The organism is Mycolicibacter sp. MU0083, assembly GCF_963378075.1.
Taxonomy (GTDB): domain Bacteria; phylum Actinomycetota; class Actinomycetes; order Mycobacteriales; family Mycobacteriaceae; genus Mycobacterium; species Mycobacterium kokjensenii.
This window is the reverse complement of the sequence record NZ_OY726394.1, coordinates 1,742,475-1,757,281: the sequence shown is the minus strand read 5'-3', so window position 1 is coordinate 1,757,281 and position 14,807 is coordinate 1,742,475. Positions and strand designations below refer to the sequence as shown.

Sequence of the window (14,807 nt, the reverse complement as noted above, 5' to 3'; positions counted from 1 at the left end):
ATACCAAATCCTGTCCCCCACAGCGGTGACGGTCAACCTCGCCTTCTGCACAAGGGTCACGAACGTCACCGACCGCGTTCTGGGCGAAGCGCTGAACATCGTCATGCTGCCAATCGAGAAACCAGTAGTCTCCAGGAAACTCGATTGGTTTGAAGTGCCACTCACAGATAGCCTTTCAGATGAGCTTCGATGCCGGTATCGACAGTGCCAACGGATCGACTGGCCGTTTCGAGGGCTTCGACGAGGCGCGTTTCGGCGTCCGGGATCGTCGCGGCGACTTTGGCCGCAGCTAGACTACGACTCCGTAGCGATGTGCCGGCATCCGTGGCTGCGGCCGCAAGCGTAGACCACGCTTTGGAAGCATGTCGGGCCGCGGCAGCCGCTTCGGCAGTGGCGGCGTCATCTAGGAGATCGGCGATGTTCTGGCAACCGTGTGCCTGCAGCGTACGAAAGAGCCCGCCGCCGGTACCGGCTTTCTCGATGAACGCCCCGAGCCCGAACAATGCCGCGGTCAGGGCATCGTCATCGAACAGCGTTGGCCAATGCCCTACGTCATCGGCGAAGTCCTGCACACCCTTCAAACCGGAAGATTCGACTTCAGCTGCCTCGATGCGCAGTAGCGGCGCACCTACGGCACCGCCGCGCATGAACGCTGCGCTCGCGGCGAGTGAAGCGGCCGCGATCGGCCCAAGGTCTGGCACTCGCTCTGGCCAGTCGACGTGATATGTGGTGTGCCGGGTAGGTGTGGGAAACCCGACCGAGGACCGCGCCCGGCGTAGGTCGTCGTAGGCCACCGTCTGGGTTGTCTCGCGGTCATTATCGACCACATAGGCGACCCGTTGTTCGTCATCGTATCCGGTGATGACAATGTCGTGACGGCTCATGTGCAATCGGACGCGCAGGTAAGGAAGTTCGCCGATGTCAGCCCAGACCATGACGGGTCGACCTTTGTCGATTTCGTCGGTCACAAATGCCCATCCCACGTCCGGGTCATCGGTCGATCGCACGACGAACTTTGCGCCAACCCGGGAGAGGTAATCTTGTTCCAGGTCGCTTCCTCGTCCTACCAGGTACACCTGGGGGAACAACTGCGTAGAGCGGACGTACGAGAAGTCCAAGGCTCCGCCGAGGGTGAAGACCAATCCTTCACTGAGTGCTTCTGTCCCCCATCCGAGTTGGGCCCATTCAGTAAGGTCACGAAGCGCACCGGAACCACAGTGCCCTCCCCTCCTATGGGGATAGGGAATTTGAATCCTCGTCATCGCCGCTTCCTCTCTTGTCAGTAGCACTGTTGAGACTCGTCAAAAGCTACGTTTCATCACGGCTTCCCGGCTGACAGTAGGTGCCAACACCAACACGCGTGACCGCAGCCAACCTCAGCCGCGCATCTCGACCGCCTATGGCGATGGGGCACATTGACTTTCGATCGCTAGTCCTGCATCAACACGTCAACGGTAAGAGCCACAGACGCGCAGCACTCAACCGTTGTACTCAGCTCGCTTGCTCCCGTGGTCGCGCTCCCGCGCTTCGGCTGCTTTATCAGAATCGGATGAGTCCTCGGATGTTGCGGCCCGATCGCATATCCGCGTAGCCTTCGTTGATCTGATCGAGGGTGTACTCACGGGTGATCAGCTCATCCAGCTTGAGGTGTCCGGCGTTGTAGAGCTCGACGAGCCGCGGGATGTCGTGGGCGGCGTTCGACGAACCGTACAGAGCGCCGCGGATCTGCTTTTCATACAGCGTCAATTCCAGCAGTGAACCCGACATCGAGGTGTCTTCGGGGTGCCCGATCGCGGTAACGACCACACGGCCGCGTTTACCGACCAAGGACAGCGCCTCGCCGATGTAGGACCCTTCGGCGACATCGGTGGTCAAGACGCAGACATCGGCGAGTTTGCCGCGGGTGATGTCACTGATCAGTGACCAGGCCTCGTCGATCGTGGCAACGGCATGCGTCGCACCGAAACCGCCGGCTTGTTCACGCTTGAACGCCACCGGATCGACAGCCACGATGTTCAACGCGCCCGCGATGCGGGCACCCTGAATCGCATTCATGCCGATGCCACCGGCTCCGATCACTACCACGGTATCCCCGGCACGCACCTCACCGGTGCGCACCGCCGACCCGTACCCGGTCGTCACACCACACCCGATCAACGCCGCCTTGTCCAGCGGTGTCCCCTGGTCGATTTTGACCAGAGACGCCTTGGGGACCACGGTGTATTCCGAGAACGTGCCCAGCAGGCACATCTGGCCGACGTCCTCACCCCGGGCATGGAAACGGTAAGTGCCGTCGATCTGGGGTCCCATCATGAGCGCGGCACCCAAGTCGCACATGTTCCCCATCCCCCGCGCGCAATAGGAACAGTGCCCACACGACGGCAGGAACGTCAGGATCACCGAATCGCCCTCGGCGACGTTCTCGACACCCGCACCCACTTCGACCACGGTGCCGGCACCCTCGTGGCCACCGACGACGGGCAGCGGAATGGGCAGGTCGCCGGTCACGAGGTGTTCGTCGGAATGGCACAACCCGGTCGCGGTCAGCTGGACGAGCACTTCATCGGGGCCGGGAGGATCCAACTCGATGTCCTCGACTTCCCACTTTTCTCCTAGGCCCCACAGCACTGCAGCACGTGTCTTCATATGTGTCTCCTTAACGTCAGTGTTTCGGTCGCAGTGGATTGATGATTCACGCCAGCGTCTCGATGATGAGGTCACCGTCGCCGAACTGGCGGCGCAGCTTCTTCTTGTCGAACTTGCCAGTGGAAGTCAGCGGAATGTCGGTGACGAACGCCCACCGTTCCGGTAGCCACCACTTGGCCACCCGCGCACGCAGAAATTCGGTCAGCTCCGCCGCGGTGGCGGTGCGGTCGGCAGCCAGGACGACCACCGCCAGCGGCCGTTCCTGCCACTTGTCGTCGGGCACTCCAATCACCGTGGCGGTGCGCACCGCAGGGTGAGCGGCCAACTCGTTCTCCAATTCCACCGAGGAGATCCATTCGCCCCCGGACTTGATGACATCCTTGGAGCGGTCGGTCAGCGCGATGAACGCGTCCGCGCTGATCGTCCCGACGTCCCCGGTACGCAACCACCCGTCCGGCGACGCCGCCGGACTGTCATTCTCGTAATACGACTGAGTGATCCACGGGCCGCGGACTTGAATCTCCCCCACCGATTTTCCGTCCCACGGTTGTTCTGCACCGCTGTCATCGACGATGCGGGCCTGCACACCGGCCACCACCCGGCCCTGGGTTGCGCGCAGGTGAAGCGACCTCTCCGGGGTATCAGAACTCCGCGGCAGAGCGACCGAGGCCAGCGGGGAAGTCTCAGTCATCCCCCAAGCCTGCACAATGCGGATGCCCAGCTCGTCATAGGCGGTCATCAACGACCGCGGAACCGCCGAACCACCGCAGGCCACCATCTTCAGCGAACTCACGTCATGGCCGGGATTGTCGCGCAGGTAGTGCAGAACATCGGTCCAGATCGTCGGCACCGCCCCCGCCATCGTCGGTCGCACCGCCTCGATCATCTCCACTAGAGGCCCCGCCTGCAGGAAACGGTCAGGCAGCAGAAGCTGCGCGCCGGCCATCATCGCCGCATACGGCAACCCCCACGCGTTGGCGTGGAACATCGGAACGATCGCCAACACCGTGTCGTCATGACCGATGCCCAAGGCATTCGAAGTGCACGCCGCCTGCGAGTGCAACCACGTCGAACGATGGCTGTAGACAACACCTTTCGGATGCCCGGTGGTACCGCTCGTATAGCACATCGCTGCGGCCGACTGCTCGTCGACGTCGGGCCAGTCGAACGTACTCGACTGGGCGGCCACCACATCGTCGTACCGTAGGACGTCCTTTCCGCACCCCTCGACCGCGGCAAGATCGCCGGTTCCGGTCACTAGCACCGTGCGCACCGAGGTCATCGACGGCAACGCCGCCGCCAAAAGGGCCAGCACCGTACTGTCGACGATGATCACCCGATCCTCGGCATGATTGGCGATCCACGTCAGCTGTTCCGGCGGCAGCCGCAGGTTCAACGTATGCAGCACCGCGCCCATCGACGGCACCGCCGCGTAACAGTCCAGATGCTCCTGGTTGCTCCACTGTAACGTCGCGACACGCTCATCTCCACGGATGCCGATCTGGCGCAGAGCATTTGCCAACCGTGCCGCACGCTCACCCACCTCGCGATAGGACACCCCAGAGATCTGCCGGGGTCCGCGCGCAGTCAGCACCTCGCGATCGCCATGAACTGCCGAAGCATGGGCCACGATCGCGGGCACAGTCAACGCAACGTCCTGCATCGTGCTCCTCATCGCACACCCGCCCTACAGCCCGCGGTGAGGCGAGGGTCACGCATCGATGAGGTCCTGCCGATTCTGGCTCTCCAGCATCAACCGGTACTCGGGGAACAGGTTCTTGGCCTGCGGGATCAACTTGATCAACTTCGGCACCGGACCTTTCGCACGTACCGTTCCCTTGGCCATCGCCATCGTCAAGTTCACCTTCCCCAACCAGAACTTGTTCCCCGTGTCTGCCGACATGAACAACTCCACGTTGGGCACCGCGGTACTGGCCGCTCCGGTCTCCACCACCTTGTTCGGCATGTCCACCGTCACAACCGCATCCGGATCTGTGTAATGCACCCGCAACACCACACCCGAATTCGCGAGCTTGTCCGCCAGACCTTCCTTCTCCAAACCCCGCCGAAAGATCCCGCCCAGGAAGGCATAGACCTCGTCCTCGTCCCTAAATACCGCCACCGTCAACCTCAACTAACCTCATTGTCAGAACAGAACAGAACAGAACAGGCACCGACTTCTGACGCTGCTCCTCCGGAAAGAATCGTCATGCTCGTTGGGAAACCCCACTAGGTCCTGATGCGCTGCGCCAAGGCGACCGCCGGGCAGCCGCTAGCGTTCCTTTGCCAGCGGGGCTGGATGGCAATTGTCACTGAAGTACCTCTCCAAGACACGCGTCGCATCCGCCGTCGTCGTTCCCACCGCCTACGCACCGCCGGCACCTCAGTCCGAGCCGGCGAGCACCAGTTCGGCCCGTTCGACGGCGACTTGCTGCGTGATGACCCGCTTGCTGAACATGAAGTCGCGGGGACGGTTGATGCAGTCGGCGGCAATGAGCTCGCCGGCACGGAGGTAGAAGCAGGTGAAGTCGCGGTCCCGGGTCGGGTCGCCGCTGAGGACGACCTCGTCGTACCCGGTGTTGAGACCGGCGATCTGGAGCTTGAGGTCGTATTGATCTGACCAGAACCATGGAAGGGCCGCAATCTTCTTGGACTTCCCACAGACGGTCGCGGCGGCGACCTTGGCCTGCTCGGCCGCGCTCGGCACGGACTCCAGGCGGATGCGACGGCCGTAACGGGCCATGTCGTGGCTGGCGCAGTCCCCGGCGGCCACGATGTCGGGGTCGCTAGTCCGGGCCCGATCGTCGATCACGACGCCGTTGTCGACGACCAGGCCCGCGGTGGCGGCGAGCTCGGTGTTCGGCTCCACGCCGATGCCGACAATGACGAGGTCGGCGGGAATTGATTCGCCACTGGCCAGGATTACTTCGCGGACCCTGCCGTCGCCGGACAGAGCCTCGACCAGCGTGCCCGTCCGGATGTTGACGCCCTCCTCCCGGTGGATCCGGTCGAAGAACTCCGATACCTCCGGGGCGGTGACCCGTTCAAGGACGCGCCCGGTCGCCTCGAGCAGGGTGACCTCCAGACCCAGTGCACGCAACGAGGCGGCTGTCTCCAGTCCGATGTAGCCGCCGCCCACGATCACCGCCCGACGCCCGGGGCCGGCGGCCTCTCGGATCATCTCGCCGTCCGCGGCGGTGCGTAGGTAGAAGACTCCGGCCAGGTCCGCTCCCGGGGTGGGGAGCCGACGAGGCCGGGCGCCAGTGCACAGCGCGAGCTTGTCGTAGGGCAGTGCGTCGCCGGTACTCAGCACGACATGACCAGCCGAGCGGTCGATCGCCGCCACCGTCGCATCCAGGAGTCGGATCCGCTGCTTGGCGTAGAAATCCGAGTTGCGGATCGCGAGTTCGGCCAGTTCGCATTTGTCGGCCAGGTACGACTTGGACAGCGGGGGCCGCTGGTAGGGCAACGCCGACTCATCGCCGACGAGGACGATCTCGCCGTCCCACCCTTCTCGGCGAAGACTGGCGGCGAGCTGGGTGCCCGCGTGGCTGGCCCCCGCGATGACCGCTCGCTGCACGGTCATGCGCCACCTTTCGGGATGAGGCGGACCATCAGCTTACTGATCCCCCTCACGAAGTTGGACTGCACGTACTCGGGCTCACCGACGACCTCGATGTTCTCGAACCGCGGAAGCAGCTCCTCCCACAGGATCCGCAACTGCATCTCGGCCAGCCGGTTACCCATACAGCGGTGCACGCCGAAACCGAAGGAGATGTGGTTACGGGCGTTGGCCCGGTCGATAATCAGGTCATCGGGCCGATCGAACACGCGCTCGTCGCGGTTGCCCGAGGCGTACCACATCAGGACCTTATCGCCCTTGCGGATGAACTGCCCGTTGAGCACAGTGTCGGCCTTGGCGATCCGGCGCATATGCGCGAGCGGGGTTTGCCACCGGATGATCTCCGAGACCATGTTGGGGATCAGCTCGGGGTTCGCCTTCAGCTTCTCAAACTGGTCAGGGAACTCGTTCAGCGCCAGAACACCACCGCTCATGGAATTGCGGGTCGTATCGTTGCCACCCACGATCAGCAATACCAAGTTGCCCAAGAACTCCATCGGGCGATCGATCAGGTCCTTGGTGCTCTCGTCGCTCTGCAACATGGTGATCAGATCGAAGCCGGGCAGCTCTCCGGCAGCTTTCCGGGCTGCCTTGTCCCGCCAGTGAGCGCTGAGACCTCTAGCCATATCGACCATGCCGCGAAATATCTCGTCGTTGTCCGAGGGCCCACCGTTGGCTTGCTCCATGGAGGTGGCGAGATCGGACCATTGGACGAGCTTGCGCCGCTGCTCGTACGGGAAGTCCAGCAGCGTGGCCAGCATGCGCGCGGTTAGCTCGATCGAGACGTGCTGCACCCAGTTGAACGGTTCGCCAAGCGGCAGAGCGTCGAGCACGTCTACCACCCGCTCGCGGATGAGGCCCTCCATCTCACGCAGGTTCTTCGGTGCGACCACACCCTGGACAGCCTGCCGTTGCCGGTCGTGTTTCGGGGGGTCCATCGCGATGAACATCGCAATGTCGAGGAAGCGCGGCGGGCTCCCGATGACGATGAACGGCTCGGAGGAGAAGACCTCGTGGTTCTTGTCGACGGCCACGATGTCGGCATGCCGCGTCACCGACCAGAACGGGCCGAACGCGCTGTGGGCCTGATAGTGCACGGGAGCCTCGTTGCGTAGGCGCTCGTAATAGGACTTCCAGCGACCCTGACGATAGAGGAAAGGATTGCTAAGGTCGATGTCGGTCAGTTCAACCTCGTCAGCCGGCGGGATCGGTCGCTCGATGAAGATTTTTTCACCGTTGGTGCCGGTGACCCAGCGCCGCGTTCTGTCGTAGAGGTGGGCGCCCTGGATTATTCGGTCCATCGGAATTGTTGCCTGAGCCTTGGCAGTGACTGCCTCGCGAATATTGCTCACGTCTCACCTCTCTTTCGTCATCACAGTTGGAACTCGGGCAGATGGACGATCAAACCGTCCCACGCCTCAGAGACCTGCATCTGGCAGGACAGCCGGGAGGTCGGCTGACGCTCGGGGTTCATCGCGAGCATCTCCTCTTCATTGGCCCCGGAGAGGCCGACCCGATCGGACCATTGCGGATCGACGATCACATGGCAGGTGCCGCACGCGGCTTCGCCTCCGCAGTCGCCGTCGATGCCGGGCACCGCATTGTTGGTCGCGACCCGCATCAGTGACTGACCTTCCTCGAGAGGCGCCTCATACTTCTCGCCGCCGTGGGAGACAAATGTGACAACTGCCATAGCCAGGCTCCTTGCGTGTCCTCAGTTACTTGACACAAGTCTTGCGCCAGATGAGCGCTGCGGCTATGTTCGCCGGAGTCAGAAACTTGTGATTTCGGCTCAAAGGGGCCATGGTCAGTGAACCCCAATGACGCGGGTGTGCCCCCACTCGCATTCGTGCAAATGCTCGAGAGCCCGGCGTTTGACCCAGACGCCGTCGCGCGGCTTCGCAACATCATGGCTCGCGAAGGAACCGACGAGGCGACGCTGATTCAGCGTGATGTCCAGGCCCCGTTACGGTGGTTTCGTGAGGCGTACCCCGGTCTAGACATCGATCAGGCAACGCTGCTCGGATTTGCGTTAGCCGAACAGGCACAGTTGACGTCCTTCGGCCCGCTGAGTGTTCCGCTGGTCAGCGCGGGCTCAGTGGCCGAGATCGTAGAGCTGCTGACTTATCTGCCGTTGATCACGACGGCTGTCAAAGCACAGTTTCATCCAGATGACCAAGGCCTCACCGTCGGGCTCTGGGGACACACCAGCGATCGGGCCCTGGACTGCCTCGCCGTCACGTACGCCGGGTTGGCGTTGTTGCGACTGCTGGACATGCTCGTCCGTGCGGCGCCGACCCTCACACTCCACTTGAGTTGGCCAGCGCCCGCCGCCTTGAAAGATCGCGAGGACGACCTTACCGCCGGGCGCCTGTTCTTCGACGCTCCGATGTCCTTCCTCCATGTTCCCGCGGACACGCTCAACGAGGTGTGCCGGTTCTCCGATCCCGTCGCATACCGACTCGCCATCGTCGATCTGCAGCGAACTCTCGACCAGCGGAGCGAAACCACGTCGTTCTCGGAGAAGGTGAGACGGCTGCTGCAGAAGGAGCCCGGACGCCGAAGTAAACATTGGTTCGCACATGAGCTGTCAATGTCCACCAGCACACTCAAGCGGCGCCTCTCCGAAGAGGAGACCACCTTTCGCGAGTTGCGCCAAGCATTCCTGCGCGAGCGCGCGATGCTGCAGCTACTCGACCGATCCCTATCGGTGAGTGAGATAGCCACGGATCTCGGATACAGCGACCTCGCCAACTTCTCACACGCCTTCAAGCGATGGACCGGCCGCTCTCCGAGCGAGTTCCGGCTCTCACCACATTGAGCTGTCCCGGCGGGTCCGGAGATCCGACCTTTGCGGCGTCTTTCTGCAGCGTCGCCTCTCCCCGGGTGTTCGATGGAGGCCCGAGCCTGCGCGCCGGGCAGCAGATTCACCCGGTCACACAAGCCGGCCAGATGCTCGGCCAGCACCGAATCCAATTGGCGGGCATGACCGAAAGTGAACTCCCGCAACAGCGTTCCCATCGTTGACGGGGGATACACCCGGCGGAAAAAGGGATTTATGCCGCCAGCGCGGACCAGGTCGACATCATCGATGTAATCCGCGCCCGCTTACATGCTCGCGATCAGGGTGGCCAGTTTCGGAGCCGGATTGGCCGACCTCGACTTGACCCTGGGAGCTGCGATGTGAATCTTGTTGGCCAACAACTCCGATAGGCCTGCCTGCTCAGCCAGCGCCATCACCGGCACCAGGCCCGCGCACGACACCAGATATCCTCATCGAACACATCGGACCGCGGGGTGAACGTGTGGGACACTCGCGCCGGAAGTGCCGTTCTCGAACTGGACCGATTGTTGCCTGAACAATATCAATCTTCCCAGCTCAGAACGCACTTTCCTTATCCCGACACCCCGACAAACAGTCCATTGTCAGTGGATCGAGGCCAAGACCGCTCAAGTCACAGCTATCTATAGCCAACGCCGAGGTAGCGGAGCGCCACCCGCGAGATCCGCGCACCCGTGGTGGCGATGTCCGCGGAGGGAAGAACGACGTGACTCACGGTGAGCCGCACCAGAACGTCTGCGACCTCCTCGACGTCTTCGGAGTCGAGATCGGCGAAGTGGTCGTGAAACCACGCGACCAAAGCCGCGGAGGAGAGCTGGAGCAGGGACGCCGATGTCGGCAGGAGAGGAAGAACGCCCGTCGTCGGCGCACCGGCGCGATCATCCCCTGAGTGGTTGGACGTCAGCACCGACTTCAGGAGCGGACTGGCTTCTGCTTCACGCAGGGTGAACCGCACCGCTGCGGTGATGCCGCCCTGAACGTCGCCGGTGTGTTCGGCGAGAATGGCGTGGATACCCTCCAGGAAGCGCTGACCCTCGGCCACCACGAGCGCGTCACCAAGTCCCTGCTTATCGCCGAACTCCTTGTATAGCGTCGGTCGGGAGACGCCGACAAGTTCGGCGACCTCACTCACTCGGACTTGTTCCCAGCCCTTCTCAATGGTGAGTTCCCGTGTCGCCCTCAAGACCTGCTCGCGGATATGTCGGCGAAACGACATCCGCGCCGAATCAGTTGGCATACGAGCAGAATAGGTGGCGAACTGGGATCTCCCGCGCAGCCCGACGACTGGCGTCAAACGGTACGGTCGAGAAAGTCGACGACCGCCGTCGAGAATGCGTCGTTGTTGTCGCCAGCAACCATGTGGCCCGCGCCTGACACGTCAACGGTTTGCGCGTGGGGAACCAAGGTGAGGAAATCCTTCACTGTCTCTTCGGAGACTATGTCCGACAGCAGGCCGCGGACCAGCAGCGCCGGCGCGGACACCTGTCGCGCGCCATCGACAAGGAATGCGCTCATCATCTCGAACTCCTCTGCGCCGTCGTCTGAATCACTCTGCAGGAACTGAAAATTCGACGTCGCAAACGCCGGATCCCATCGCCAGGCCCAGCGACCGTCTCCACGTCGGCGGAGGACTTTTTGAAGGCCGTCGACGTTTTCGGGGCGAGGGCGGTGCGGGTTGTAGGCGGCGATCACGTCAGCGGCCGACTCTAGGCTGTCGAAACCTTCGGGATGGGCCGACATGAACGATAGGACTCGGCGGGCGCCGTGCATCTGCATTCGCGGAGTGATGTCAACCAGGACGACGGCCTGCCATAGCTCCGATGGGGCGAGCAAGTGCGTGCCGAGGATGGTCAAACCGCCCAACGATGCCCCGATCGCGGCAACTGGGCGGGCGGAGCCGGCGTACGCGCGCACGGCCAACAGGTCGGACCCCAGCCGTTCGATGTCATAGCGTCCGTCTGGATCCCAGTCGCTGTCACCATGTCCCCTTGCGTCGTAGGCGGCAACGGTGTAGCCCCGCTGATGCAATCGTTGGGCGGTGACATCCCAGGCGTGCCGGCTCTGACCACCGCCGTGAAGGAGCAACACGACCGCCCGCGGTCCGTCACAGCGGTAGAAGTCGACCGCCAGCGAGAGCCCATCCACCGTGGGCACGCGCTCGACGACAGGAGCGGACAAATCATGTGCTCTGTTTGCAGACATCAAGAGATGGCCTTCGGTGCGACGACGGTGACGGTGCCCTGCGCCGCACACACCGCTCTGCCGTCGTTGCAGATGTCGATACGTGCCACACCGCTGGTTCTGCCCAGCGAGATGATCTCAGCCGTGGCTACACAGGTTCCGCTGGAAACTGGACGAAGCAAATTCAGTTTGAACTCCGTCGTCGCGACCCAGGATCCCATCGGAATCACGGGATAAAACACCACTCCAAGGCAATGGTCGACCATGGCCGACAAGCAGCCGCCATGCAAGTTGCCGAAAGGCGTCTTCAGGTCGTCGCGTGCGTCCATCTCCGCGACGAGCCGTCCAGCAGTGAAGTCAGTGTGCCGGAAGCCGAGGTAACCGGCCAACCCGCCCGTGGTTTCTGCTGCGCTCTGCAGTTGTTCAGCGACCTGCTGGTTGAACGTGGTGAACTGCACAGACATGTCCGGCCTCCTACCTCAGCTGTGGTTGAGACATTACGCCTTGTCTGTCACATCGGTCGACAATGGTCGCTCGCCAGGATTGCGGGAAGGAGAAACCTTGAAAGAAATGTCCGGAGCCCGTCACGACTGCGCTCCCGCGGTCCTCGAACAGTCAGCAGGCTCAGTATCGTGCGGAGAACCCACTCGGCGGCGTCGTCGACGGAGACGCCCGGTTCTACGTAACTCCAGTGTCTCCTGAAGATGGGACGGAGAAACTCGGTGACGAGTTCGAAGAGTGACGTCGAGGTCCCCGCCGCGAGGCCAACGCCGGCGAGTTCCTCGTCGCTGCCGAACAACAATCCGATGATCTCTTCGCGGCGCGCGGCCTCAACTGTGTATTCCACGAAATCGACGAGAGCGGAGCCCAGATCGGTGTGCTCCGCGATCCGGGGGTTGATGCGATCGAGATAGCGCTCGGCGGCGCGAATGATGACGCCCGACATCACCGCCTCCCGATTAGGGAAGTAGCGATACACCGTTGCCCTGGAGACACCCGCTGTTCTGCCGATGTCCTCCATGGTCGTGCCTACCACGCCGCAACTCTCTAGGCACCGCTCGGCAGCATCTAGCAATCGGTCGCGAGCGGAACCACGATCTGACGGCGCGGCGGCACCCCATCGCACCAACTTCGTCGACACAACAGCCAGTATGCCGCGGGCGCACACCATTGTGGCTTGACTGCAGATATGACACCATCGCATTCGTGTCTCACAACAGCCCGTGGCCCTGAGCGAGTGATCGATTGTCGGTAGAAGCGCGTACTCCGGTGGTGGTCGGCGTAGGCGAAGTAACCCATCGCGGGGACGACGTCGTCACCGGCCTCGGTTGGTATTCGACGAAACATTCGGTCGGTGTGTGGTCGGCCACCCCTCCACCAACCGGGTGGCGACTGATCGACACGGCAGACGAACAAGCTCAGATCGATTCATCGCGGCTGGCCGTCGCAGGCGTCGACGAGGCGACCGGTCGCGCGACAGTGGACGGGTACACGGTCGAATACGACCGAGACGGGCGACCTCGATGGACACCGATCATCGCGCACCTGTCCGACGGGCGAAGAGTCGTCGCACGCAGCGACGATCCGCAGATTGCCGAGGCGATGGCGGGCGAGATGTACGTTGGCAGAACGGTTTGCCTCCGAAACACAGGGTCGTCCACGGGATTCGAGCTTCCATGATCGCCGAGGCCATGGTGTTGACCGGACCGCGGAATCTGGAGCGGCGCCAGATGACCATCCCCGACGTCGGTGACCGCGGTGCGATCCTGCGAGTTGAAGCATGTGGTCTATGCGGTACAGATCACGAACAATTCACCGGACACCTGCCTGCCGGCTTCTCATTCGTTCCAGGTCACGAAATCGTCGGCATCGTCGAACATGTCGGCAATGCGGCCAGCGAACGCTTGTGCGTCCAGGCCGGCCAGCGCGTGGCCGTCGAGGTGTTCCGGTCCTGCCGAGACTGCCCGGAGTGTCGCCGCGGCGAATACCGGCGATGTGCGGTGAACGGCATCGCCACCATGTTCGGGTTCGTCGACGTGGAGATCGGCGCCGGGTTATGGGGCGGATACGCCACCCATGTGGAGCTTCCGTGGGACGCGATGCTACTCCCGATTGCCGAAGACATGGACCCCGTTCTCGCCACGTTGTTCAACCCTCTCGGGGCCGGTATCCAATGGGGGAAAACTCTTCCCGACACCAAGGCGGGGGGTATCGTAGCGATACTGGGACCGGGCATCCGCGGGATCTGCGCGGCGGTGGCGGCGAAAGAGGCGGGAGCCGCTTTCGTCGCGATGACCGGCATCGGTCCACGCGACGATCAGCGACTGGCCATAGCCAGATCATTCGGTGTCGACCTGCCCATCGACGTATCGCAGGACGATGCAGTGACAGCGCTCCAGCGTGAGACAGGCGGACAGCTTGCCGACGTGGTCGTCGATGTCACCGCCAAAGCACCCTCCGCGTTCGCCGACGCCGTCGCCCTTGCCAGGCCTGGCGGCACGGTCGTGGTTGCCGGCACCCGCGGCGGAGGCGGCGCGCCCGGCTTTGAACCAGACACGCTGGTGTATAAGGAATTACACATCTCCGGTGCACTCGGCGTGGAGTATCCCGCCTACCGGGCAGCCCTCGAGATTCTGGCCACGCGCCGCTGGCCGTTCGACCGGATCACAAGAGAATCAACCGGATTCGCTGGTCTCGCGCCGCTGCTCAGTTCGCTTGCAGATGAAAATGCCAAATCGAGTGCGGCCCTGCACAACGTCTTCGTGCCCACGCCCTCACAGCATGCGGAGCTTCAACAGAGAAAGGTCACGTGACGAGGACGGAACGCGTACCGATGCTCGACCTTGAGCAGGCCCGGCTGCGGGCTGCCGAGTGTGGGCTGCCCGAAGAGATGGCAGAACTGTCAGTATTTCGCGTGGCACTTCACCAGCCGAGCCTCGCAGTGGCCCTGTACGGAATGCTCGAGGCGCTGCTATTTAACGGTGTGCTCGACGCCCGGCTACGCGAATTGATCATCATGCGCATCGGCTGGGTAACGGGGTCGGTATATGAGTGGACACAGCATTGGCGAATCGCGACGCTGCTCGGTGTGGCTTCGGATGACCTTCTGGCGGTGCGTGACTGGCAAAGTTCCAATCGTCTGGGCCATGCCGAGCGTGCAGTCCTGGCGGCGACCGATGATGTGGTACGTGACGGGGTCATTGCCGAGGAAAACTGGGCCGCGTGCCACAAGGCATTCAATGGCGATCACGCGGTTTTGGTCGAACTTGTCGGAGCGATCGCCAATTGGCGGCTCTTTTCGATCCTGCTTCGATCCTTGAATATTCCGCTTGAGTCGGGTACCGACTCCTGGCCGCCCGATGGGCGAGCCCCTCGACGTGACGATTGAGTAAAAACCGGTTGTTCAGCAATCGCACCCAAGTTGAAGCTCGGTTACCCCTTATGTTCCTAGTCAGTTGTGGGCTATTGAATTTCAAACGGGTAGTTGTGATTTCGGTCTCATAGCCACGGTCTCGG

At 62.7% G+C, this 14,807-nt stretch carries 14 protein-coding genes and 2 pseudogenes; 4 read left to right on the top strand and 12 right to left on the bottom strand.

What is annotated here, in order from left to right:
• Window positions 1-161: 161 nt before the first annotated feature.
• From RCP38_RS08075 to RCP38_RS08045, 7 genes are all read right to left on the bottom strand, one after another.
• Window positions 162-1,262, bottom strand: coding sequence for a BtrH N-terminal domain-containing protein (locus RCP38_RS08075; RefSeq protein WP_046285460.1), 1,101 nt, complete (start codon window positions 1,260-1,262; stop codon window positions 162-164).
• 277 nt (window positions 1,263-1,539) lie between these two features.
• A complete protein-coding gene (locus tag RCP38_RS08070; RefSeq protein ID WP_046188899.1) occupies window positions 1,540-2,646 on the bottom strand; it encodes an NDMA-dependent alcohol dehydrogenase in 1,107 nt (368 codons plus the stop codon).
• A 46-nt stretch (window positions 2,647-2,692) separates the two neighbouring features.
• Entirely contained in the window at window positions 2,693-4,309 is a 1,617-nt protein-coding gene (locus RCP38_RS08065) for a fatty acid--CoA ligase (RefSeq protein ID WP_081288818.1), read from the bottom strand.
• A 48-nt stretch (window positions 4,310-4,357) separates the two neighbouring features.
• Window positions 4,358-4,768 carry an SCP2 sterol-binding domain-containing protein gene (locus RCP38_RS08060; RefSeq protein ID WP_016889191.1) on the bottom strand — a complete coding sequence of 137 codons (411 nt, stop codon included), beginning with the start codon at window positions 4,766-4,768 and terminating at the stop codon, window positions 4,358-4,360.
• Between the two features lie 261 nt (window positions 4,769-5,029).
• Entirely contained in the window at window positions 5,030-6,232 is a 1,203-nt protein-coding gene (locus tag RCP38_RS08055; protein WP_046285459.1) for an NAD(P)/FAD-dependent oxidoreductase, read from the bottom strand.
• Complete coding sequence (locus RCP38_RS08050) at window positions 6,229-7,569, bottom strand: cytochrome P450 (protein ID WP_046285458.1); 1,341 nt, start codon at window positions 7,567-7,569, stop codon at window positions 6,229-6,231. The genes RCP38_RS08055 and RCP38_RS08050 overlap by 4 nt, the downstream gene beginning before the upstream one ends.
• Before the next feature lie 71 nt (window positions 7,570-7,640).
• Window positions 7,641-7,961: a 2Fe-2S iron-sulfur cluster-binding protein gene (locus RCP38_RS08045; RefSeq protein WP_012394830.1), complete on the bottom strand. Its 321-nt coding sequence runs from the start codon at window positions 7,959-7,961 to the stop codon at window positions 7,641-7,643.
• A gap of 162 nt (window positions 7,962-8,123) precedes the next feature.
• Between RCP38_RS08045 and RCP38_RS08040 the strand changes: the two genes are divergently transcribed.
• On the top strand, window positions 8,124-9,089 hold the full coding sequence (locus tag RCP38_RS08040; RefSeq protein ID WP_059087303.1) for a helix-turn-helix transcriptional regulator: 966 nt from the start codon (window positions 8,124-8,126) through the stop codon (window positions 9,087-9,089).
• 68 nt (window positions 9,090-9,157) lie between these two features.
• On the opposite strand, the pseudogene RCP38_RS08035 reads toward RCP38_RS08040, so the two are convergent.
• From RCP38_RS08035 to RCP38_RS08015, 5 genes and pseudogenes are all read right to left on the bottom strand, one after another.
• A pseudogene (locus RCP38_RS08035) lies at window positions 9,158-9,582 on the bottom strand (IS1380 family transposase); the annotation flags it as partial.
• A gap of 147 nt (window positions 9,583-9,729) precedes the next feature.
• Window positions 9,730-10,308, bottom strand: coding sequence for a TetR/AcrR family transcriptional regulator (locus RCP38_RS08030; protein WP_174682934.1), 579 nt, complete (start codon window positions 10,306-10,308; stop codon window positions 9,730-9,732).
• Between the two features lie 92 nt (window positions 10,309-10,400).
• Window positions 10,401-11,312, bottom strand: coding sequence for an alpha/beta fold hydrolase (locus tag RCP38_RS08025; RefSeq protein WP_046286740.1), 912 nt, complete (start codon window positions 11,310-11,312; stop codon window positions 10,401-10,403).
• Window positions 11,312-11,749, bottom strand: a complete 438-nt coding sequence (locus RCP38_RS08020) for a PaaI family thioesterase (protein ID WP_046286743.1) — start codon at window positions 11,747-11,749, stop codon at window positions 11,312-11,314. Before RCP38_RS08020 ends, RCP38_RS08025 begins: the two co-directional genes overlap by 1 nt.
• A gap of 53 nt (window positions 11,750-11,802) precedes the next feature.
• Window positions 11,803-12,327 (bottom strand): TetR/AcrR family transcriptional regulator, encoded by a 525-nt coding sequence (locus RCP38_RS08015; protein WP_008256180.1) that lies wholly within the window; start codon window positions 12,325-12,327, stop codon window positions 11,803-11,805.
• A gap of 275 nt (window positions 12,328-12,602) precedes the next feature.
• Here RCP38_RS08015 and RCP38_RS08010 point away from each other — a divergent pair.
• From RCP38_RS08010 to RCP38_RS08000, 3 genes and pseudogenes are all read left to right on the top strand, one after another.
• Window positions 12,603-12,971, top strand: a pseudogene (locus tag RCP38_RS08010) (acetyl-CoA acetyltransferase); the annotation flags it as partial.
• Window positions 12,968-14,104, top strand: a complete 1,137-nt coding sequence (locus RCP38_RS08005; RefSeq protein WP_046286738.1) for a zinc-dependent alcohol dehydrogenase — start codon at window positions 12,968-12,970, stop codon at window positions 14,102-14,104. The pseudogene RCP38_RS08010 and the gene RCP38_RS08005, both read left to right, overlap by 4 nt.
• On the top strand, window positions 14,101-14,679 hold the full coding sequence (locus RCP38_RS08000) for a carboxymuconolactone decarboxylase family protein (protein WP_036428816.1): 579 nt from the start codon (window positions 14,101-14,103) through the stop codon (window positions 14,677-14,679). Before RCP38_RS08005 ends, RCP38_RS08000 begins: the two co-directional genes overlap by 4 nt.
• Window positions 14,680-14,807: the final 128 nt, after the last annotated feature.